We start from the raw sequence: 19,812 nt of genomic DNA, 5'->3' as shown, positions 1-19,812 counted from the left end.
TTTAGTGCTGCGGGGTCTTGGCAGGAGTCAACTGATGCAGTGCCAGTTCATGCGTGAGCAACGTGCTGTATTGCTCGTCGTGCACTGTCAACAGCGCGCGCAGCGCTGCTTGTGCGTACTCTTGTGACAGAAGGTCATGCTGTTGACCATTCGGCTCACCGGTAATGCGGTGAGCATCCCTGATCCAACGCAGCAGTTCATGGTCCAGGTACGTCTGGGGTGGCCCGTGTGGTGCGTGCGCCAGGGCCAGGTGCGCGATGGTCGCGAGCCATTGCCACTTGTTGCCGGAAGCGTAGCGTAGTAGCAGATAATGCTCACCCCTCGCTTCCAGCAAGGGGCGCAGTGTGGCGAAGGGAATGAACGCACCCTGACGCGATACCATTTGGCAGGCAAATTTCTGCATGCCTGGCGCTACGTCGCCTGCAGCTTGCAGGGCGATCTCGTCTTTATCGGATGGCGCCGCCTTGAACCAGGCGTTGTAGGCCGCCAGGCGCACGGATGGCGGCGTTGACTGCGTAAAGGCACGAATCAGCTCAAGATCTTCTGGCGCGCGCAGGCTGCCCAGCGACAGCAGGCTGACACGAATGGCCTGCGTGTTCGATGCCGGATTGGCCAGAATGGCGCGGTAGCTGATGCGTGCATCCTCTCCCATTGTTTGAAGGCAGGCGACGGCCAGGTAGCGTACCGACGCTTGGGCATCCAACAGGCTTGTCAACGCCAGCGCGCGCATATCCTGGCCGCCAGGCGCTTGCGTCAGCGACAATAACGCACTGGTACGTATCCGGCCGAAAGGCGACGACATCGCTTTGAGGTATAGCGCCGTTTGTACGTCGGGTGCGGTGCTGGCGCACAGCCGTAGCGCTTGCGTTGCCAGTACCGTATCTCCGCGCGTGGCGAGCGCCATACCGATGTATTGTGCTCGATCGCCCAGACCGTACTGGTGCAGCATGTAGAAGCAGCTCCTGGCGACATGGACGTTCTTGCCACAGACGCCATCGAGCAAGTCTTGCACGCTCAGCAGTTCAAGTACGGTGCGTTCAAAGTGCTGCAGCCAGTCCGCATGGTCGCTCCTGCTCATTTCACGCAGGCGCAGAACGTTCGGTAGTATCTGCAATAACTGGGGGACTGGCGCCAGTGGCAATAGGTGCTGCATGGTGACACGCGCTGCATCGCGCACGGCAGGCACCCAGTCATTGAGGCGCACGATGACCAAGGGCAGTAGGTCTGTCCTGTCCAGAGCGGCACAGCGTTCCAGCGCGGCCTGTCGTTCATAGCCGGAATAATGGTTCAGTTCATCTTCCAGCGAGGGCTGGTCACTGGGCGCTGCAGGCAGTGGTTGGCTTGCTGGCGCGGCGGCAGCCTTGGCGCCAAACAGCATCTTGAAAATATTCATGGACGAAATGGGCAGGATGGAACATCCAGTATCCCATGCCTACGGCGCAGGCGGTAGTGCCGTCTCATTGGAACAAAACGGGCAACTCCTGCGAGCGTTTTCTGAGCGCCTGCTTGGCGCCGTCGTAATCGGGATAAATCGATTCCACGGTGGCCCAGAAGCGGGGGCTGTGGTTCATTTCCAGCAGGTGCGACAGTTCGTGCGCCACCACGTAGTCGATCAGCGGCAGGGCGAAGTGGATCAAACGCCAGTTCAGGCGGATCTTGCGCTCGATGGTGCAGCTGCCCCAGCGCGTGCCGGCTGACGACAGCGACAGCGAGTCGTACTGCACCCCCAGCTTGTCCGCATACACGTCCAGGCGCACTTCGAACAGCTGGCGCGCTTCATGCTGGAACCAGCCCTTCACTTTTTCCTTCAACTGCTGCTCGCTGCCCGTGGGCGTGACCCATACGTGCAGCTCATTCGTCTCGCGCTGGAAGCTGGCGCGGTGGCGCGGTGCCTGGTGCAATCGCAAGGTGATCTCGCCGCCGAGGTAAGGCAGCACGGCGCCGTCGACCCAGGCCACGGGCGGGCGCTGCTGGCGCTGCACCTTGCGCTCGCCCCGTTCCAGCAGCTTCGAGACGATCCAGCCTTGCTTGGCGCGGATGGCGTTGTCGATTTCGGCCAGGGTGACGCGCTTGGGCGCCGTCACGCGCAAGCCGTTATCGTCGATCATGAAGCCGATGGAACGGCGCGTGGAGCGGCGCAGGGCGAATTCGACGAGGTGGCTGCCCAGCTGCAGCTGGCGCAATGGCGGGCCATCGTCGGTACGTGGCGGGGAGGGAAGGACAGGGCGCGCGGGAGGCGTGACAGGCGCCGGTGGCGGCGCCAGGTGAACTACAGGCTTTGCCTCCACGGGCGGCGCTGGCGGTGCCGTGGGGCGCACCGCCGGGGGCGTGCTGGTCGAGACGTCATGCGCGAACAAATCCAGTTGCTGGTCGCCGACCTTGATGGTCTTCATCTGCTGGCGCAGTGTCGGCTCCTGGATGACCGCGCTGATGCCGTCTAGCCAGCGTTGTAGGCGTGAGGCGAAATGACGCGCATTTCTGATTCTATCCAATTTTCCACCTGTTGCATCATGCTGTCCGGGGTTTGCCCTTCCGGCGAAATCGGTTTGCCTATCGAGACGGTGATCAGTCCCGGGCGTTTGAGGAATGACTGCTTGGGCCAGCACTCGCCTGAATTGTGCGCAATCGGCACCACCACGGCGCCCGTGGCAATCGCCAGACGCGTGCCGCCGCTCTTGTACTTGCCCGCCTGGCCGACGGGAATGCGGGTCCCTTCAGGGAACATGATAATCCATTGGCCATCGGCCAGGCGTCGCTTGCCATGCGCGACGACGCTCTTGAACGCATGCTTGCCCTGCTTGCGGTCGATGGGGATCATGCGCAGCAGCGCCATGGCCCAGCCGAAGAAGGGGATGTACAAAATCTCCTTCTTGAACACATACACGAGTGGGCGTGGCAGGCTGGGAAGCAAGAAGATGGTTTCCCAGGCCGACTGGTGCTTCGACAGCACGATGGCTGGCGCATCGGGGAAGTTCTCGGCGCCCTTGACTTCGTAGCGGATGCCGCAAATGACCTTGGCACACCACAGGATAAACACGTTCCAGCGCGAGGTGACCCAATAGCGCTTGTTGTAGCTCAATGGCGCGGCAAAAAAACACACGCAGGCCCAGACGATGGTGGCCACGATCATGATGATCATGAACAGCAGGGATCGCAGGAACAGGGAAATATTACGCAATGCGGTTCTCCGAAGATTAGATGCTCAATGCCACGGCGGGCGCCGATGCCGCGGGCGCCTTGAGCAGGTGGCTGACGACAGCGGCCAGGTCGGCGAAGACCTGGGTGCCAGGCGGCAGGCCACCCGTTTCATTGGTTTTTTCGCCCTTGCCCGTCAATACCAGGTAGGGCACGCAGCCGCTGATGAAACCGGCCTGCAGGTCGCGCAGCGAATCGCCGACCGTGGGCACGCCTTTCAGGCTGGTGTTGTAGCGCTGCGAAATTTCATGGAACATGCCCGGTTTCGGCTTGCGGCAGTCGCAATTGTCCGCGCCCGCGTGCGGGCAAAAGAAGATGGCGTCGATATCGGCGCCCACCTGCTGCGCCAGGGTGTGCATCTTCTGGTGGATCGCGTTGAGCACCGTCATGTCGAAATATTCGCGCGCGATGCCAGACTGGTTCGAGGCGATGACCACGCGATAGCCAGCCTGGTTCAGGCGGGCGATCGCCTCGAGCGAACCGGGTATCGGCAGCCATTCGGCAGGCGACTTGATGAAGTCCGGCGAGTCATGATTAATGACACCATCGCGGTCGAGAATAATCAGTTTCAGCGCCGGCGTGCCCATTATGCCACCAGCTTGGAAATGTCGGCCACGCGGTTCATCATGCCGTGCAGCGACGACAGCAAGGCCAGGCGGTTGTTGCGCAGGGCGACATCCTCGGCCATCACCATCACGTCATTGAAGAAGCCATCGACGTCGTCACGCAGCTGCGCCAGGGTTTGCAGGGTGCTGGTGAAGTCGCCCTTGGCAAAGGCCGCATCGACTTCCGGCTGCACGCGCGAGACGGCGGCGGCGAGTTTTTTCTCCGCTTCGTCCTGCAGCAGCGCCACGTTGACGCCGCCGGCGGCGACCTGGCTCACGGCTTCCTCGTTCTTTTTCAGGATGTTCGTGATGCGCTTGTTGGCCGCTGCCAGCGAGGCGCTTTCCGGCAGGGCGGCAAAGGCTTGCACGGCTTCCAGGCGCTGCACGATGTCGTCCAGGCGGTCCGGGTTTTGCGCCACGACGGCTTCGATTTCATTTGGCGAGAAACCGCGCTCGCGCAGGATGCCGCGCAGGCGGTCCAGCATGAAGGTGGTGACATCCGCGACCGGATCCTTGAAGCCTGGTACGGCGGCGAACTGCGCGGCCGCATCTGCCAGCAAGCCCTGGATCGACAAAGGCAAGCGTTTTTCCAGCAGCATGCGCAGCACGCCCAGCGCGTGGCGGCGCAGCGCGAACGGGTCCTTGTCGCCCGTCGGCGCCAGGCCGATGGACCAGATGCCGACCAGGGTTTCGAGCTTGTCGGCCAGGGCCACGGCGGTGCCGGTGCCGGTGGTTGGCAGGCTGTCGCCGGCAAAGCGCGGCTGGTAATGTTCGGAGGCGGCCAGCGCCACTTCTTCCGGCTCGCCGTCATGGCGCGCATAGTAGGTGCCCATGATGCCTTGCAGCTCGGGGAATTCGCCCACCATGTCGGTCAGCAGATCGGCCTTGGCCAGCAGGGCGCCGCGTTCGGCCAGGGCCACGTCGTATTGCAGCTTGGCGGCGATGGCGCCGGCTAATGCTTTTACTCTTTCTGTGCGGGCCGCTTGCGTACCCAGTTTGTTGTGGTAGACGACGTTGGCCAGCAGCGGCAGACGCGATGCCAGGGTTTTCTTCTTGTCTTGCTCGAAGAAGAACTTGGCGTCGGACAGGCGCGGGCGCACGACGCGCTCGTTGCCGCCGATGATGTGCTCGGGCGTGTCCGTCTCGATGTTCGAGACGATCAGGAAGCGCGAACGCAGCTTGCCTTCGCTGTCCGTCAGGGCGAAGTATTTCTGGTTCGTCTGCATGGTGAGGATCAGGCATTCCTGCGGCACGGCCAGGAATTCTTCCTCGAAGTGGCATTCATACACGACCGGCCATTCGACCAGGGCCGTCACTTCATCGAGCAGCGCTTCGGGCATCAAGACCTGGTCGGCGCCAGCCTTGTCCAGCAGCTGGGCGCGGATGCGTTCCTTGCGTTCCTCGTTGCTGGCGATGACGCTGGCGTTGAGGATCAGCGACGGCGCATAGTTTTCCGCGTGCGCGATGGTGATCGGTTCGCCGTCGGTCAGGAAGCGGTGGCCCAGGGTGGTGCGGCCGGCCGCGAGGCCCAGCAGGGTCAGGGGCAGGATATTGATGCCGTGCAGGGCGATCAGGCTGTGGGCCGGGCGCACGAACTGCACGGTGCTACCGTCCGGGCGCTGATAGCTCATCAGTTTTGGAATCGGCAGCTTGGCGGCCGACTCCGTCAATGCCGCCTGCGCGCCGGTGGCGAGCTGGCTGCCTGGCGCCGTGTAGGTGTAGAAGAAGCTCTCGGCCTTGCCGTCGGCGGCGCGTTCCAGCTCGGCCACCGTCAGGTCGGGGAAGCCCAGCGCGGCCAGTTTCTTGGCCAGCGGCGGCGTGCCGTTGCCGTTCGCGTCCAGCGCCACGGAGACGGGCAGGACTTTTTCACGGATCGATTTGTCGGGCGAGACTTCGCGCACGTTGGTGATGGAGACGGCCAGGCGGCGCGGCGAGGCGTAGCTGGTGGCGACGCTGTCGGCTTCGAGGAAGTCGCGCGCCTTCAGGCCGTTGACGATGCCGGCCGTGAAGGCGGCGCCCAGTTTGGCCAGCGCTTTCGGCGGCAGTTCTTCGGTCAGCAGTTCGATGAGCAGTGTTTGGTTCATGGTGTTCTTGTCTGGTACGGCGGTGTATGAGCTAGGCGATCAAGCGGCGGCGGGTTGGTCTGCGGCGGGCAGCATCGGGAAACCGAGGCGCTCGCGCGAGTCGTAATACGCTTGTGCCACCAGGCGCGACAGGGTGCGCACGCGGCCGATGTAGGCGGCGCGTTCCGTCACCGAGATGGCGCCACGCGCATCTAACATATTGAAGCTGTGCGAGGCCTTCATGATTTTCTCGTAGGCGGGCAGGGTCAGTTGCAGCTCGATCAAACGCTTCGCTTCCGCTTCGTAGTTGCCGAACTGTTCGAACAGCAGGTCCGTATTCGCGTGCTCGAAGTTGTAGGTCGATTGCTCCACCTCGTTCTGGTGGAAGACGTCGCCGTAGGTCAGTTTTTTCGTGGTGCCGTTTTCTTCCCACTCGGTCCACACCAGGTCGTACACGTTTTCCACGCCTTGCAGATACATGGCCAGGCGTTCGATGCCGTAGGTGATTTCGCCCAGCACGGGCTTGCAATCGAGGCCGCCCACTTGCTGGAAGTAGGTAAATTGGGTCACTTCCATGCCGTTCAGCCAGACTTCCCAGCCCAGGCCCCAGGCGCCCAAAGTCGGGCTTTCCCAGTCGTCTTCGACGAAGCGCACGTCATTCTGCTTCAAGTCCAGGCCCAGGGCGGCCAGCGAACCCAGATACAGGTCGAGGATGTTTTCCGGCGCCGGCTTCAAGACCACCTGATACTGGTAGTAGTGCTGCATGCGGTTCGGGTTTTCGCCATAGCGGCCATCTTTCGGGCGGCGCGACGGCTGCACATACGCGGCGCGCCACGGTTCCGGGCCAATCGCGCGCAGGAAGGTGCCGGTGTGGAAGGTGCCGGCGCCGACTTCCATGTCGTAAGGCTGGAGCAGGGCGCAACCTTGCTTGTCCCAATAGGTTTGCAAGGTCAGGATAATTTGTTGAAATGTGAGCATCGTATGAGTTCGCCGCGCGGGAGGCTGCGCTTTGTTAAGGTTTGCTTGAAGCCCGGACGCATGCTTGGCAGCGCGTCCGGGCCGGGGTTTTGCTAATTTTAGCGGTTTTTACGGGCCCACTGTGACTCTTCGGGCAATATCGGCCGCTTATTGCTGCGCGGCGCGGCCACGGCGGGCGGCGCGCGACAGCAGGAAGGCCGTCAGCAGGGCCAGCGCGGCCAGGGCCAGCACCAGTTTATTGCCGTACAGAATGTATGGCGTCATGCCGCCCATGCCTTGCACCTTGGCCGCCAGGGTGGCTTGCTGCTCCGGCGGCAGCAGGCTTTGCACCACGCCCTTGCCGTCGATGACGGCGGTGGCGCCCGTGTTCGTCGAGCGCAGCATCGGGCGGCCCGTTTCCAGGCTGCGCATCTGCGAAATCTGCAGATGCTGCGGGATGGCGATCGAGTCGCCAAACCAGGCCAGGTTCGAGATATTGAGCAGCACGGACGCCGACTGCTTGCCATGGCGGTGGGCGCTGGCCAGCTGTCCCGCGATTTCCTCGCCAAACAAATCTTCGTAGCAGATATTCGGCAGCACCAGCTGGTCGCGCACGGGCAAAGGCGATTGGACTTCCGCGCCGCGGCCCATGTCGCCCAGCGGGATGGCCATCATGGCGACAAACCAGTGCAGGCCGGGCGGCACGAATTCGCCGAACGGCACCAGGTGGTGTTTGCGGTACTGGTAGTAGGGGCCTTCTGTGCCGTTGGGCGTGATCCCTACGGCCGCATTGTAGAAGCGCTGCTGCTCGTCGAGCACGGGCATGCCGACCAAGATCGTGCTGCCCGTCTGCTGCGAATACGCCGCCAGGTTATCCAGATAGCCGGGCGGCAGCTGGTGCGGCAGCACGGTGACGGCTGTTTCCGGCGTGGCGATCAGGTCGGCCGGCGCGCTGGTGATGGCGCTCTGGTACATCTGCAGGGCGCCCAGCACGAAGCCGGGGTCGAATTTCTGCTGCTGCGGCACGTTGCCCTGCAACAGGCGCACCGTGATCGGGCGTCCGACCGGGTGCGTCCAGGCCACGTACTGCAAGCCGATACCGGCCGCGTACAGGGCGATGACGCCGCCCAGCGCAAACCAGCGCGTGCGATGTGTCAGCAGCAGCAGAGCGCCGGCCGACAGCGCCGCCAGCCAGCCCAGGCCATACGCGCCGACGATGGGAGCAAAGCCGGCCAGCGGGCTGGCATTGTGGGCGTAACCGGTGGCCAGCCACGGGAAACCCGTAAACAGCCAGCCGCGCGTCCATTCGAACAGGGTCCAGGTGGCGGGCAATACCAGCAGGGTCATGGCGGGCAGGGACAGCACCCAGCGCTGGCGCAGCCAGGCGGCCGCACCCATGGCCAGGGCCACGTAAATGGCCATCAGGAGGGCCAGCAGGGCCACGGCGATGGCGGCGATCGGCGCGGCCATGTCGCCATAGCGGTGCATGGAGATATACAGCCAGTGCGTGCCGGCCGCGCACCAGCCAAAGCCATAGGCCCAGCCGATCAGCGCGCCGGCCTTGACGTTCGATGCGCGCAGCACCTGGTAGAACAGCACACCCAGGCTGAGGATTTGCAGGGGCCAATAGCCGAAAGGGGCGAACGCCAGCACCGCGACGGCGCCAGCGATGGCGGCAGTCAGCATGCGCGCCCACGTGCTGCGGGGCGGTTTGGCGGGGGCGTTGGGATCGACGCGTCTGAAACGCATTTACAGCACGCGCATGTCAGAGTTCCAGTTCCGGCACGTTGGGCAGGCGCTCGACGAGCAGCACGTGCACCTGGCGCGCATCGGCGCGCAGCACCTCGAAGCGCAGATTGCCCAGGTCGAAAATATCGCCCTTGTGCGCCATGCGGCCCAGGTACTTCGAGACGAGGCCGCCGATGGTGTCGACGTCGTCGTCGACCAGGTGGCTGCCCACTTCTTCGTTGAACTGTTCGATCTCGGTCAGCGCCTTGACACGCCAGCGGGGACCGAACTGGCCTTCCTTGAGCGAGAGGATATTGTCCTCGGCTTCGTCGAAGTCGTATTCGTCCTCGATGTCGCCGACGATCTGTTCCAGCACGTCTTCGATGGTGATCAGGCCGGCGACGCCGCTGTATTCATCGACGACGATGGCCATGTGATTGTGGTTGGCGCGGAAATCGCGCAGCAGCACATTCAGGCGTTTCGATTCGGGGATGAAGATGGCGGGGCGCAGCATGTCGCGGACGTCGAAAGTTTCTTCTGCGTAATAACGCAGCAAGTCTTTCGCCAGCAGGATGCCGATAACCTTGTCGCGCTCGCCTTCGATCGCGGGGAAGCGCGAGTGGGCGGTCGACAGGACTTCCGGCATCCATTCCTCGATCGGCTTGCTGATGTCGATGACATCCATTTGCGAACGGGGAATCATGATGTCGCGCGCGCAGAGATCCGATACCTGGAACACGCCTTCGATCATCGACAGGGCGTCGGCGTCGATCAGCTTGCGTTCATGCGCATCGTGTAGAACTTCGAGCAATTCTGCACGGTTCTCTGGCTCGGGGGAAATGAGTGCGGTCAGGCGTTCAAACAGTGACCGGTGGGGCTTGACGTCAGTTCTGACGCCACTAGGGTGCTCGGGCATAGGAGGCGTGAGCCGTTGTTGCGAAGGGATATAGGATACACCAAAAGTGGGGCCATACCGGATTTCCCCGCTTTTGATGCAAATTTAATACGTTGAAGTGCGCCGTTGCGCGATGTTTTACGCCGCTTCCTGGCCCAGCACGCGTGTGCGCAAGGCCGCCACGTCGGCCTGCCAGTCGGCGAAATGCTCGCTGTCCTGCCACAGCTGGCGCAGTTCCGACGATTCGGCCGTGATGCGCTCGAAGGCCAGGCGCGCTTTTTCCAGCAGCGGCGGCGTGACTTTCTTCTTGCAGGCGGCCACCCATTCGTCTACTTCCGCGGTGGCCGGATCGTCCTCGCCCTCGCCAGGCTGGCCCTGCAGGCGCGCGATCACTTCCAGCGCGGCCAGCGCCTCGGCGGCGAACGGCGCCTCGAGTTCCGCTTCCTGGCTGTCGATGACGTTGTCGAGCGTCGTCTCGACCAGTTCCAGGGTTTTATATTCGTGCAAATCCTGCGCCCAATCCATGGCGTAGTCGTTGCCGAAGGCGTCTGTGGCCCAGGTTCCCATGCGCTTACTCCTTGTACGGGTCGGTAATGCCAAGTTTCGCGAGGATGTCCGTTTCCAGGTCCTCCATCTCGGCCGCTTCCTCGTCATCCATGTGGTCGTAGCCCTGCGCATGCAGCACGCCGTGGACGATCAAATGGGCCGTGTGCTCTTCCACGCTTTTCTTTTGTTCTTGCGCCTCCTTTTCCAGCACGTCCGTGCACAGGATGATGTCGGCGCGCGTCGGCTCGTCCTCGGCCAGTTCTTCGCCTTCGTTGTAGGCGAAGGTCAGCACGTTGGTGGCGTAGTCCTTTTCGCGGTAGTCGCGGTTCAGGCTGCGGCCTTCTTCCGCGTCGACGAAGCGGATCGTGAATTCGGCCGGCGCGAACAGGGCCGCCTTGACCCAGCGGCGCACTTTCGGGCGCGTGATCAGGGTTTCCAGGCGGGTGTCCGGGTATTGCACGGACAAGGACAGTTTATTTTTTTCGGACATTTTTGGCGGCAGCTGGTTTCAATAAGGAGGGCAGGTGGGCGGCGTCGGCGTTGGCCGCCTGCGCCGTTTCATACGCGTCGACGATGCGTGCGACGAGCGGGTGGCGCACCACGTCGGTGCTGTTAAATTGCGTGAAGCCGATGCCGCGCACATCTTTCAGCACATGCACGGCGTCGATCAGGCCGCTCGTCTGGCTCTTGTGCAGGTCGACTTGCGTGACGTCGCCCGTCACCACGGCCTTGCTGCCAAAGCCGATGCGCGTCAAGAACATCTTCATCTGTTCGACGGTGGTGTTTTGCGCTTCATCGAGGATGACGAAGGCGTGGTTCAGGGTGCGTCCGCGCATGTAGGCCAGCGGGGCGATCTCGATCACCTGTTTTTCAAACAGCTTTTGCGTGCGGTCAAAGCCCAGCAAATCGTACAGCGCGTCGTACAGGGGACGCAGATACGGGTCGACCTTTTGCGCCAGGTCGCCCGGCAGAAAGCCCAGGCGTTCGCCCGCTTCGACGGCGGGGCGCGTCAGGATGATGCGCTTGACGGCATCGCGCTCGAGCGCGTCGACGGCGCAGGCGACGGCCAGGTAGGTTTTACCCGTGCCGGCCGGACCCACGCCGAAGCTGATGTCGTGTTCGAGGATGTCGCGCAAATACGCGATCTGGTGCGGCGTGCGCCCGCGCAGGTCGGAGCGCCGCGTTTTCAGCACGGGGCTGGCGATGTCCGGCTCGACGAAGGTGCTGGCGGGCGCGTTGGCGTGGTGTTCCGAGGCGGCGGACAGGCCCGCGCGCTGCTCCACCAGGGCCAGTTGCACTTCTTCCAGCGGCACGACCTTGTTGGCGATGGCGTAGAACTGTTCCAGGATTTCCACTGCGCGTTCGGCATTGCTGCCGCCGACGATGAATTTCTCGCCGCGGCGGAAGATCGTCACGTCGAGGGCGGCGGAAATCTGGCGCAGGTTTTCATCGAGGGGGCCGCACAGGTGCGCCAGGCGCGTGTTGTCCAGCGGCTCGGGGATGAAGTAATGCGGCTGTATCGGGGCTTTGGTTTTCAACTGGCTCTTTTCAATGCGGGTGCGCTGGCGACGAGTTCGCCGCGCAGGGTGTAGGAATGGCTTTCGGTGATGCGCACGTCGACCAGCTGGCCGATCAATTGCAAACCGTCGGGGCCGGCGTCGAAGTTGACCACGCGGTTGTTTTCCGTGCGGCCTTGCAGCTCACGATCAATTGTGTCCTTCTTCGAACGGCCTTCGACGAGGATGGTTTGCACGGTGCCCACCATGGCCAGGCTGTACTTGCGCGTGTTGGCGTCGATGGCCGCCTGCAGCTGCTGCAAACGGGCCAGCTTGACTTCATGCGGCGTGTCGTCTTCCAGGCTGGCGGCCGGCGTGCCGGGGCGTTTGCTGAAGATGAAGCTGTAGCTGTTGTCAAAGCCCACGTCCGCGATCAGCTTCATCATGGCGTCGAAGTCGGCCTGCGTCTCGCCGGGGAAACCGACGATGAAGTCCGACGAAATGGCCATGTTCGGGCGCACGGCGCGGATGCGGCGGATGATGGACTTGTATTCGAGGCCCGTGTAGCCGCGCTTCATGGCGCCGAGGATCTTGTCGGAACCGTGCTGCGCCGGCAGATATAAATGGTCGACCAGCTGCGGGATCTTCGCGTACGCGTCGATCAGGCGCTGCGTGAATTCCTTCGGGTGGCTGGTGACGAAGCGCATGCGCTCGATGCCGGGAATGTCGGCCACGTATTCGAGCAGCAGGGCGAAGTCGGCGATGTCTCCGCCTTCCATCGCGCCCCGGTAGGCGTTCACGTTCTGGCCCAGCAGCGTGATTTCCTTGACGCCCTGGGCGGCCAGGCCCGCCACTTCCGTCAGCACGTCCTCGAAGCGGCGCGAGACTTCCTCGCCGCGCGTGTAGGGCACGACGCAGTAGCTGCAATATTTGCTGCAGCCTTCCATGATGGAGACGAACGCCGAGGCGCCTTCCACCTTGGCCGGCGGCATGTGGTCGAACTTTTCGATTTCCGGGAAGCTGATGTCCACTTGCGCATCGCCGCTGGCGCGGCGCAACTCGATCATCTGCGGCAGGCGGTGCAGGGTTTGCGGGCCGAAGACCATGTCGACATACGGCGCGCGCTTGACGATGGCGTCGCCTTCCTGCGACGCCACGCAGCCGCCTACACCGATCAACAGGTGCGGCTTGGCCAGTTTCAGCTCGCGCAGACGGCCCAGGTCGGAAAACACTTTTTCCTGCGCCTTTTCGCGCACGGAGCAGGTATTGAGCAGGATCACATCGGCATCTTCCGGCGTGTCGGTGCGCACCAGGCCATCGGAGGCGCCCAGCACGTCGGCCATCTTGTCCGAGTCGTACTCGTTCATCTGGCAGCCGAAGGTTTTAATGAATACTTTTTTCTGCATGGCGTCGGGCGCTTATCGGTAAGTGTGGCGGCAAACAAGAGGGTTGGGCAGGATGCTGCAGCGCAGGGGGCCGCTCAGGGGCGGGCGCGGTGGATGACCGGCCGGGCGCCTCTGGCTGCCCGGTGGCAGGCTCGCTGCAAGTTCAGGCCATAGTTTAGCGTAAATCGCCGGGGCGGGCCATGTTGTGCTTACCTTGCCGACAAGGTTGCCGCCTGCATATGCGCCCATTTTCAGTAATGCCTAAAAGCATTTATTGCCGTGCGACACCATTGATTTGTAACAAGTTGCTGCAAAGCCTTGTGTGCGCCCGCTGGCATCCTAATGTGTTGAAATAGCATCGTTGCCAAGCCAACCAGCAGCTTGATTGATATTTAACAATCAGGAAGTTTGCGCGAGGCGCAGATGCTGCGTGATTGGGCTAGTATATTGTCTTATATGCAATTCATTTCAGTGAATTGCACGTGCTTTTAGCCACGCGGCAAGCTGCGTACCTTGGCTGGGCGTGGCTGTGCAGGTCCTGTGCAGGCAGTGCGATAAGGAGGGGAGGCTGAATCCGATGGAAAGACGTTTATTTAATTAAACACTCTAAGCCAGCCTTAAGTTCGAATCGGCATTATTTTCTACATTCACCAGACGAGGAAAAATCATGGCACATCATGCATTAGCATCGCAAGAGAGTTACAACCCGAACCACCTGCTGGATATTCTGCTGAGCAAGATGCAGCTGAAAAACGATGCAGCCCTGTCGCGTCTGCTGGAAGTGGCGCCACCCGTCATCAGCAAGATCCGCCACCACCGCTTGCCGGTCGGCGCCTCGCTGCTGATCCGCATGCACGAAGTGACGGGCATGAGCATCCGTGACCTGCGCGACCTGATGGGCGACCGCCGCACCAAGTATCGTTTGTCCGACGCCCAGGGCCGTCCAAAAGCGGAAGACCGCGGCGATGCGCAAGAATCGAATTACGCGCACTGATGTGGCGGTTGTACGCTGACTGTGCCGCTTGCGTAGCTGCTGGCGGCAACAGGCTGGCGTGGACCGGGCAGCATGGACGTACCGTAATACCCCTAACGGCTTTCGCCTCGCAGCGAGAGCCGTTTGCGTTTGCGCCAGTGTTTAGCTCAGCAGCGCCGAGGTGATTTCATCGTAGCGCAGCTCCGTTTCGCGGAACAGCTGCAGATACGTGTCTTCGCCCAGGCCCAGCGCATCCCAGGCCACCGGCGAGACGCGCGGCACCATGTCGTCGCCCGCCTGCGCCAGGTCGAGCGCGCACACAATCGCATTGGCCACGTGGATCAGCGATGCGAGGAAGCCTGCTCCCGGCGTTTCCGGCTGCAGGTAGTTGCCCAGCGCCAGACGCATGGTGTCGGAAAAATTCCAGTGCTCGGCCAGCGCCACGCCCGCCTGCACGTGGTCCACGCCCAGCACGGTCTGCTCCGCTTCGAGCAGGCTGCAATCGTGCGCCGCCTGGTGCGCGATGACTTGCGCGTAGTGCGCGGGAAAGCTGCTGACCAGCACCAGGCGGCCGATGTTGTGCAGCAGGCCGGCCGTGAAGGCGTAGTCCTGGTTGAAGCGGATCTGCCGCGCCAGCACCTTGGCGCAAGCGGCCGTGGCCACCGAATGGCGCCAGAAAGCCTTGTCGTCGAAACCGGGGCAGCGTCCTTCCGGGAAGCAACCCGTGATGGCGGCCGACGTGATCAGGCTGCGCGTCGTCTGGAAGCCTAGGTAAGTGATCGCCTGCTGGATGGTGGTGGCTTTGACTTGCAAGCCATATTGCGAGGAGTTGGCCAGGCGCAGGGTTTTTGCCGTCAGCGCCTGGTCGTATGACACTTTTTTGGCCAGCACGGAAATATCGACGTCTTCCTGGTCGATGCTGTTGAGCAGTTCCATCACGACGGCGGGCAGCGAGGGCAGATCGTCGAGGTGGGCGACGATGTCGTCGAGCGTCAGCTGGGTGCTCATGCGGCCTCTCCCGTGCCCAGGCGGTAAGCCGTGACATAGGCGCGCAGCAAGGTGGTGGCCGCGTCCAAGGGATCCTCGGGGTCATGCTTGCGGAACAGGTAGGCCAGCCGTTCACTGTCGGCCGCCTGTTGCGCGGCGATTTCTTCGGGTGACGGTGGCGGCGCCTGGATCGGCAGCATGTCGATGTTGTGGCGCGGCATCAGGGCCAGCATGTTTTCCGTGAGTACCGCGCCTTGCGGCAGCAGCACTTGTCCATGCGCATCGAGCAAGACATCCGACAAGACCATGCCAGGACGAACTTGTTCCAGGGGTAGATGTTGATGCATGACCGCCATGACGACTCCTTAGATGATTGCGGGATATTACCATTGCCATGACGCAATGTCTCAACCTGTATCAAGGCCCTGAGGAAAACGGCATTGCTGTAAATCTTGCCAATAAGCATGTCATACCGTACATTTGATTCAGGCTGTTGTCCGCTGACGTCTGTGCGCCCGCGCCGCGGGCTGGCGGCCTGGCACGGGGAGTATTGATCGATGGTGAGTATCCAAGTCCGGCTGACCCTGCTTTTTGTCGTGATCGTCACCCTGGTGCTGGGCATTTCGGGTACCTATACCCAATATACACTGAGCCAGGAACTCGAATCGGGCAGCGCGCGCCTGCGCAGCGGCGTGCTGACGCGCTTGCAGACCAGCTTGCCTTCGGCCCTGTGGGACCTCGACAAATCCAAGGTTGACAGCATTGTCGCGGCAGAAATGCTGCCGCCGGAACTGGTTGGTATTCGCGTCTACGACGCCTCCGTCGGCCTGTTCGCCGGCGAAGTGCGCGACGCGGCCGGCACCCTGGTGCCCTTGAGCGCCGACGTAGCCATGGGCGGCACGCCCGTCGAGGCGCCGCTGGTGTTCCGCGACGCCGTGGCTGCGGCCACGGGCGGCAAGCCGGTGATCGTCGGCAAGGTTATCGTCAATTTCAGCCGCGCCCAGATCGATGCGGCCCTGCGCGGCGAAGTGCGGCGCAAGGTGCTGGAAGTGTTGCTGCTTGACATCATTTTGGTGGGCGCCCTGGCGCTGAGCCTGCGCATCGTCTTTGGCCCCTTGAAACAGTTGCGCGACGGCTTGTTCGACCTGGCCACGCGCGGCAGCGACGAGGTTGAAGAGCTGCCGGAAAACCGGCGCGACGAACTGGGCGACGTGATCCGCGGCTTCAATGCCGTGCAGCGCAAGCTCAAGTCCATCATCGAGGGCAGCCGCGAGGCGGAAGACATGGCGCGCCGCTCGCAGCAGGCAACGGCGCAGGCCATGGACGAGCTGCGCCGCGCGCAGGAATCGTTGCTGCAGTCGGAACGCCTGGCCTCGCTGGGCAGCCTGGTGGCCGGCGTGGCGCATGAAATCAACACCCCGGTCGGCATCGCGCTGACCAGTGCCTCGGTGCTGAAGGAAGCGACCGATGAGATCAGCGCGGCGGTGGCCGGCGGCAGCGTGAAGAAGACCGATATCGTGCGCTACCTGGAAACGGCCGGCGAAAGCGCGCGCCTGATCATGAACAATGCCTACCGCGCCGCGCACTTGATCCACAGCTTCAAGCAGATCGCCGTCGACCAGGTCAGCGAGGCGCGCCGTTTATTTGAATTGCGCGACTATATTGGCGAGGTGATCTCGAGCCTGCAGCCGACCCTGAAAAAGACGCGCATCCGCATCGATATCGATTGCCCACCCGGCATCATGCTCGACAGCTATCCGGGCGCGCTGGCGCAGGTGCTGACCAACCTGGTACTGAACTGCGTCGAGCACGCCTTTGATGCGGACACGGACGGCCATATCCATATCGGCGTGCATGGCGACAAGGACTGGATCGCCATGCAGGTGCGCGACAACGGCCGCGGCATCGCGCCCGACATGCTCGACCGCGTGTTCGATCCGTTTGTCACCACGCGGCGGGGACAGGGCGGCACGGGCCTGGGCTTGAATATCGTATTCAACTTGATTGCCAAGCAGTTTGGCGGCACCATCACGGTCAGCAGCACCTTGGGGCAGGGCGCGACGTTCCTGCTGCGCTTGCCCAAGGTGACGCCATTGCCGGAAGGCGCCGCCAGCGTGCCGGCCGGCCAGGCATAGGCAAGGAGACAAGACATGGCACAGATGGAAAACAGTCAGCAAGTGGCGTTTTTGCGCGGCATCAATGTGGGCCGCGCCAAGCGCGTGGCCATGGCCGACCTGCGCAAACTGCTGGGCGACCTGGGTTTTGCGCAGGCGCGCACCGTGCTCAACAGCGGTAACGTCGTGTATGACGGCGGCAAGGTCGCGCCGGCCGACGCCGCTGCCCGCATCGAGGAAGCGCTGGTGCTGAAACTGGGCGTGGCGGCCAGGGTGACGGTGCTGTCGGCCAGCCAGTTTGCCGAACTGATCGAACAAAACACGTTGGCGCCAGCGGCCGATGCGGCCCGTCTGCTGACCCTGGTGCTGAACAATCCGGCCGACATGCAGCGCCTGGCGCCCTTGCTGCAGCGGCCGTGGCAGCCGGAAGCGCTGGCGCTGGGCCAATGGGCCGCGTATGCCTGGTGTCCCGACGGCGTGCTGGCCAGCAAGGTGGTGGCGGCGCTCGGTGTGCTGCTGGGCGATGGCGTCACCTCGCGCAACTGGGCCACCATGCAAAAATTACAGGCGCTGCTGAACGGGCCGGAGGCGGCAGCCACATCTGCCAAGGAGCACTGATGTCTACCATCGAGACGCCATGAACTGGGATATCGTCAAGGGCGTGCTGATCCTGCTGGTTGCCGTCAGCGCCCTGGGCACGGCCTTCGTGCTCATTTCCGCCTCGGGCACGGACAAGGCGGCCTGCATCGCGCGCGCCCTGAAGTCAGGCATTCCTGTGGGGAATATCGAAAGAGTCTGCCGCTTGCTGGACAAGTGAGGCCGGACGATTGACGTGGTCAAAAAAATTCCGCACAAGGCGGAATTTTTTTTAAGGCAGCGGCATCGGCCGCCGAAATACGCTCAGCTATCGAATTTTTCCTGTTTTTCACCGTGCATGCTAAAGGCCAGCAAGCCCAGTCCCACCAGCAACATCGAGACCATGCTCGCTTCGGGCACAGGCGGCGGCACGTTCGCTTGCTGTACCGCCGGGATGGTGGCCGCAGGCGGCGGCAATGCGCCCTGGCGCGCACCGGCGCTGCGCCAGCGCGGGGTGGCATTGAGCGTCGTGCCCTGCGTCAGCAGGCGCGCATACGGCAAGTCCGGTGTTTCCCAGCCGGGATTGTCGGCCGTGCTGGTGAAACCGAGACTGTCGTCGCTGACGGCAGGCGCGCGTGCCGTGGGCGGGGAACTATCGCTGGCCGCCACATTGCCGGCACACGCCGACAGCGCCAGCATGGCCATGCATAGCGGCTCAAGTATCTTCATCTTTGACTCCCTGGTTCACCGTGCGGCGCGGCCGAAACCGGCCTGCGCATGGACGGATAATTCGCCTGTACGGGGGCGTATCACGATTTTTCTGATGAGGTCTTATTACAGCACAAATCGTGGCAATTTTGCTACGTATATTTGCTTTAAATTACGAATATTTATCATTTTGATAGCGCGCAGGCTATCGCTGCCGCACACTTGGCATGAGCACGCTATCGTCGAAAAACACTGTTGTTTTTTTGTGCGAATCGCCAGCACGAAAACAATATATTGATTAGTATATTGTTTATCGCACGATGTTCAATATGACCGCCTGTGGGAGGGCAAGATGGAGACAGTTGCAACACAACACGCCGAATACAACCTCGACGCCATGCGTGGCTCGGCCTACAAGGCCAGCTCGCTGCTCAAGGCCATGGGCAATGCCGACCGTTTGATGCTGCTGTGCCAGCTGTCGCAGGGCGAGCATTGCGTCAGCGACCTCGAACAGAAAGTGGGCATCGGCCAGCCGACCCTGTCGCAGCAGCTGGGTGTGCTGCGCGAAGAGATGCTGGTGGCCACGCGGCGCGACGGCAAGCAGATTTATTACCGCGTCGCCAGCGCGCCCGTGCTGGCCGTGCTGCAAGTGCTGTACGCACAATTTTGCGCGCCGCGCCCCAGCTTCAACGACGAAGCCGACTGATACTGCCATGAACATAGCCTGGCAGCACTTCACGCCGTGGGCCTCGCTGGCCGGCGGCATGCTGATCGGCCTGGCCGCTGCCTTGCTGATTCTGTTCAATGGCCGCATCGCCGGCATCAGCGGCATTGTCGGCGGCTTGCTGCGCCCGCGCAGCGGCGACCTGGGCTGGCGTATCGCCTTTCTTGCCGGCCTGATCGGCACGCCCCTGCTGTACCGCTTGTGGCAAGCCTTGCCGCCCGTACAGATCGACGCGGGCACGCCGGCCCTGATCGTCGCGGGCCTGCTGGTGGGCGTCGGTGTGCGCTATGGCGCCGGCTGCACCAGCGGCCACGGCGTGTGCGGCCTGTCGCGCCTGTCTGCGCGTTCGCTGGCGGCCACTTGCGCCTTCATGGCGGCCGGTTTCTTCACCGTGTATCTGTTGCGACACTTATGAGCAAGCTGATCCTTTCCCTGTTGAGCGGCCTCGTCTTTGGTCTGGGCCTGATCGTCTCCGGCATGAGCAACCCGGCCAAGGTGCTCGCTTTCCTCGATCTGGCCGGCGCCTGGGACCCGTCGCTGGCGCTGGTGATGGGCGGCGCCATCGGCGTGGCCCTGCCCGCCTTCTGGCTGGCGCGGCGGCGCACCAGGTCGCTGTTGGGTGTAGCCATGCAATTGCCAGCATCGCGGCGCATCGACCGGCGCTTGCTGCTGGGAAGCCTGGCCTTTGGCGCGGGCTGGGGCATCGCCGGTTTCTGTCCCGGCCCCGCCCTCGTGTCCCTGCTGGCGGGCCAGCCGAAGGCGTGGATGTTTGTGAGCGCGATGCTGGCCGGCATGGCCCTGTTTGAAGTGCTGGAGCGCCGCAAGCTGCCCGCGCCGGCCTGAGACGGTACAATCTGGCG

General features: G+C 62.8%; 22 protein-coding genes. 7 read left to right on the top strand and 15 right to left on the bottom strand.

Going from position 1 to position 19,812, the window contains the following annotated elements:
• Nucleotide 1: 1 nt before the first annotated feature.
• The 12 genes from P9875_RS25940 to miaB all read right to left on the bottom strand — a co-directional run bounded on the left by P9875_RS25940 (nucleotide 2) and on the right by miaB (nucleotide 12,891).
• A complete protein-coding gene (locus tag P9875_RS25940) occupies nucleotides 2-1,393 on the bottom strand; it encodes a hypothetical protein (protein ID WP_035822054.1) in 1,392 nt (463 codons plus the stop codon).
• Nucleotides 1,394-1,457: 64 nt separating this feature from the next.
• Nucleotides 1,458-2,393: a M48 family metallopeptidase gene (locus P9875_RS25935; RefSeq protein WP_278316988.1), complete on the bottom strand. Its 936-nt coding sequence runs from the start codon at nucleotides 2,391-2,393 to the stop codon at nucleotides 1,458-1,460.
• Between the two features lie 44 nt (nucleotides 2,394-2,437).
• Nucleotides 2,438-3,178 (bottom strand): lysophospholipid acyltransferase family protein, encoded by a 741-nt coding sequence (locus tag P9875_RS25930; protein ID WP_034746739.1) that lies wholly within the window; start codon nucleotides 3,176-3,178, stop codon nucleotides 2,438-2,440.
• Nucleotides 3,179-3,194: 16 nt separating this feature from the next.
• On the bottom strand, nucleotides 3,195-3,782 hold the full coding sequence (gene gmhB, locus P9875_RS25925; protein ID WP_051959086.1) for a D-glycero-beta-D-manno-heptose 1,7-bisphosphate 7-phosphatase: 588 nt from the start codon (nucleotides 3,780-3,782) through the stop codon (nucleotides 3,195-3,197).
• Nucleotides 3,782-5,884 carry a glycine--tRNA ligase subunit beta gene (glyS, locus tag P9875_RS25920; protein ID WP_278316987.1) on the bottom strand — a complete coding sequence of 701 codons (2,103 nt, stop codon included), beginning with the start codon at nucleotides 5,882-5,884 and terminating at the stop codon, nucleotides 3,782-3,784. The genes gmhB and glyS overlap by 1 nt, the downstream gene beginning before the upstream one ends.
• Nucleotides 5,885-5,923: 39 nt before the next feature.
• Entirely contained in the window at nucleotides 5,924-6,841 is a 918-nt protein-coding gene (gene glyQ, locus P9875_RS25915; protein ID WP_034746745.1) for a glycine--tRNA ligase subunit alpha, read from the bottom strand.
• Between the two features lie 147 nt (nucleotides 6,842-6,988).
• Nucleotides 6,989-8,569: an apolipoprotein N-acyltransferase gene (lnt, locus tag P9875_RS25910; protein WP_278316986.1), complete on the bottom strand. Its 1,581-nt coding sequence runs from the start codon at nucleotides 8,567-8,569 to the stop codon at nucleotides 6,989-6,991.
• A 16-nt stretch (nucleotides 8,570-8,585) separates the two neighbouring features.
• The gene (locus P9875_RS25905) at nucleotides 8,586-9,464 is read right to left on the bottom strand and encodes an HlyC/CorC family transporter (protein ID WP_034746750.1); all 879 of its coding nucleotides are present in this window, start codon (nucleotides 9,462-9,464) and stop codon (nucleotides 8,586-8,588) included.
• Nucleotides 9,465-9,581: 117 nt separating this feature from the next.
• Nucleotides 9,582-10,010, bottom strand: coding sequence for a DUF4259 domain-containing protein (locus P9875_RS25900; protein ID WP_035822043.1), 429 nt, complete (start codon nucleotides 10,008-10,010; stop codon nucleotides 9,582-9,584).
• A gap of 4 nt (nucleotides 10,011-10,014) precedes the next feature.
• Nucleotides 10,015-10,479, bottom strand: a complete 465-nt coding sequence (gene ybeY, locus P9875_RS25895) for an rRNA maturation RNase YbeY (RefSeq protein ID WP_278316985.1) — start codon at nucleotides 10,477-10,479, stop codon at nucleotides 10,015-10,017.
• Nucleotides 10,463-11,527 carry a PhoH family protein gene (locus tag P9875_RS25890; protein ID WP_034746759.1) on the bottom strand — a complete coding sequence of 355 codons (1,065 nt, stop codon included), beginning with the start codon at nucleotides 11,525-11,527 and terminating at the stop codon, nucleotides 10,463-10,465. Before P9875_RS25890 ends, ybeY begins: the two co-directional genes overlap by 17 nt.
• Nucleotides 11,524-12,891 (bottom strand): tRNA (N6-isopentenyl adenosine(37)-C2)-methylthiotransferase MiaB, encoded by a 1,368-nt coding sequence (gene miaB, locus P9875_RS25885; RefSeq protein WP_099401557.1) that lies wholly within the window; start codon nucleotides 12,889-12,891, stop codon nucleotides 11,524-11,526. Before miaB ends, P9875_RS25890 begins: the two co-directional genes overlap by 4 nt.
• Before the next feature lie 646 nt (nucleotides 12,892-13,537).
• Between miaB and P9875_RS25880 the strand changes: the two genes are divergently transcribed.
• Nucleotides 13,538-13,864: a hypothetical protein gene (locus tag P9875_RS25880; RefSeq protein WP_034746769.1), complete on the top strand. Its 327-nt coding sequence runs from the start codon at nucleotides 13,538-13,540 to the stop codon at nucleotides 13,862-13,864.
• 141 nt (nucleotides 13,865-14,005) lie between these two features.
• Here P9875_RS25880 and P9875_RS25875 read toward each other — a convergent pair whose 3' ends face one another.
• Together P9875_RS25875 and P9875_RS25870 are read right to left on the bottom strand one after the other, a co-directional pair.
• Nucleotides 14,006-14,851 carry an HDOD domain-containing protein gene (locus P9875_RS25875; RefSeq protein ID WP_035822035.1) on the bottom strand — a complete coding sequence of 282 codons (846 nt, stop codon included), beginning with the start codon at nucleotides 14,849-14,851 and terminating at the stop codon, nucleotides 14,006-14,008.
• Nucleotides 14,848-15,177 (bottom strand): hypothetical protein, encoded by a 330-nt coding sequence (locus P9875_RS25870; RefSeq protein ID WP_341353810.1) that lies wholly within the window; start codon nucleotides 15,175-15,177, stop codon nucleotides 14,848-14,850. The genes P9875_RS25875 and P9875_RS25870 overlap by 4 nt, the downstream gene beginning before the upstream one ends.
• 210 nt (nucleotides 15,178-15,387) lie before the next feature.
• Between P9875_RS25870 and P9875_RS25865 the strand changes: the two genes are divergently transcribed.
• From P9875_RS25865 to P9875_RS25855, 3 genes are read left to right on the top strand one after another with little or no spacing between them, the layout of a single operon-like run.
• On the top strand, nucleotides 15,388-16,965 hold the full coding sequence (locus tag P9875_RS25865; RefSeq protein WP_035822031.1) for a sensor histidine kinase: 1,578 nt from the start codon (nucleotides 15,388-15,390) through the stop codon (nucleotides 16,963-16,965).
• A 15-nt stretch (nucleotides 16,966-16,980) separates the two neighbouring features.
• On the top strand, nucleotides 16,981-17,562 hold the full coding sequence (locus P9875_RS25860) for a DUF1697 domain-containing protein (RefSeq protein WP_278316983.1): 582 nt from the start codon (nucleotides 16,981-16,983) through the stop codon (nucleotides 17,560-17,562).
• 19 nt (nucleotides 17,563-17,581) lie between these two features.
• On the top strand, nucleotides 17,582-17,761 hold the full coding sequence (locus P9875_RS25855; protein WP_099376588.1) for a hypothetical protein: 180 nt from the start codon (nucleotides 17,582-17,584) through the stop codon (nucleotides 17,759-17,761).
• 83 nt (nucleotides 17,762-17,844) lie between these two features.
• Here P9875_RS25855 and P9875_RS25850 read toward each other — a convergent pair whose 3' ends face one another.
• Nucleotides 17,845-18,249, bottom strand: a complete 405-nt coding sequence (locus tag P9875_RS25850; RefSeq protein WP_278316982.1) for a hypothetical protein — start codon at nucleotides 18,247-18,249, stop codon at nucleotides 17,845-17,847.
• 331 nt (nucleotides 18,250-18,580) lie between these two features.
• Between P9875_RS25850 and P9875_RS25845 the strand changes: the two genes are divergently transcribed.
• From P9875_RS25845 to P9875_RS25835, 3 genes are read left to right on the top strand one after another with little or no spacing between them, the layout of a single operon-like run.
• Nucleotides 18,581-18,934 (top strand): ArsR/SmtB family transcription factor, encoded by a 354-nt coding sequence (locus P9875_RS25845; RefSeq protein WP_278316981.1) that lies wholly within the window; start codon nucleotides 18,581-18,583, stop codon nucleotides 18,932-18,934.
• A gap of 7 nt (nucleotides 18,935-18,941) precedes the next feature.
• A complete protein-coding gene (locus tag P9875_RS25840) occupies nucleotides 18,942-19,367 on the top strand; it encodes a YeeE/YedE family protein (RefSeq protein ID WP_278316980.1) in 426 nt (141 codons plus the stop codon).
• Nucleotides 19,364-19,795, top strand: coding sequence for a DUF6691 family protein (locus P9875_RS25835; protein ID WP_278316979.1), 432 nt, complete (start codon nucleotides 19,364-19,366; stop codon nucleotides 19,793-19,795). Before P9875_RS25840 ends, P9875_RS25835 begins: the two co-directional genes overlap by 4 nt.
• Nucleotides 19,796-19,812: the final 17 nt, after the last annotated feature.

The sequence above is a fragment of the Janthinobacterium rivuli genome (assembly GCF_029690045.1).
Lineage (GTDB): Bacteria > Pseudomonadota > Gammaproteobacteria > Burkholderiales > Burkholderiaceae_D > Janthinobacterium > Janthinobacterium rivuli.
Note: the sequence above shows the minus strand (reverse complement) of the source record. Positions and strands in the feature narration are given on the sequence as shown.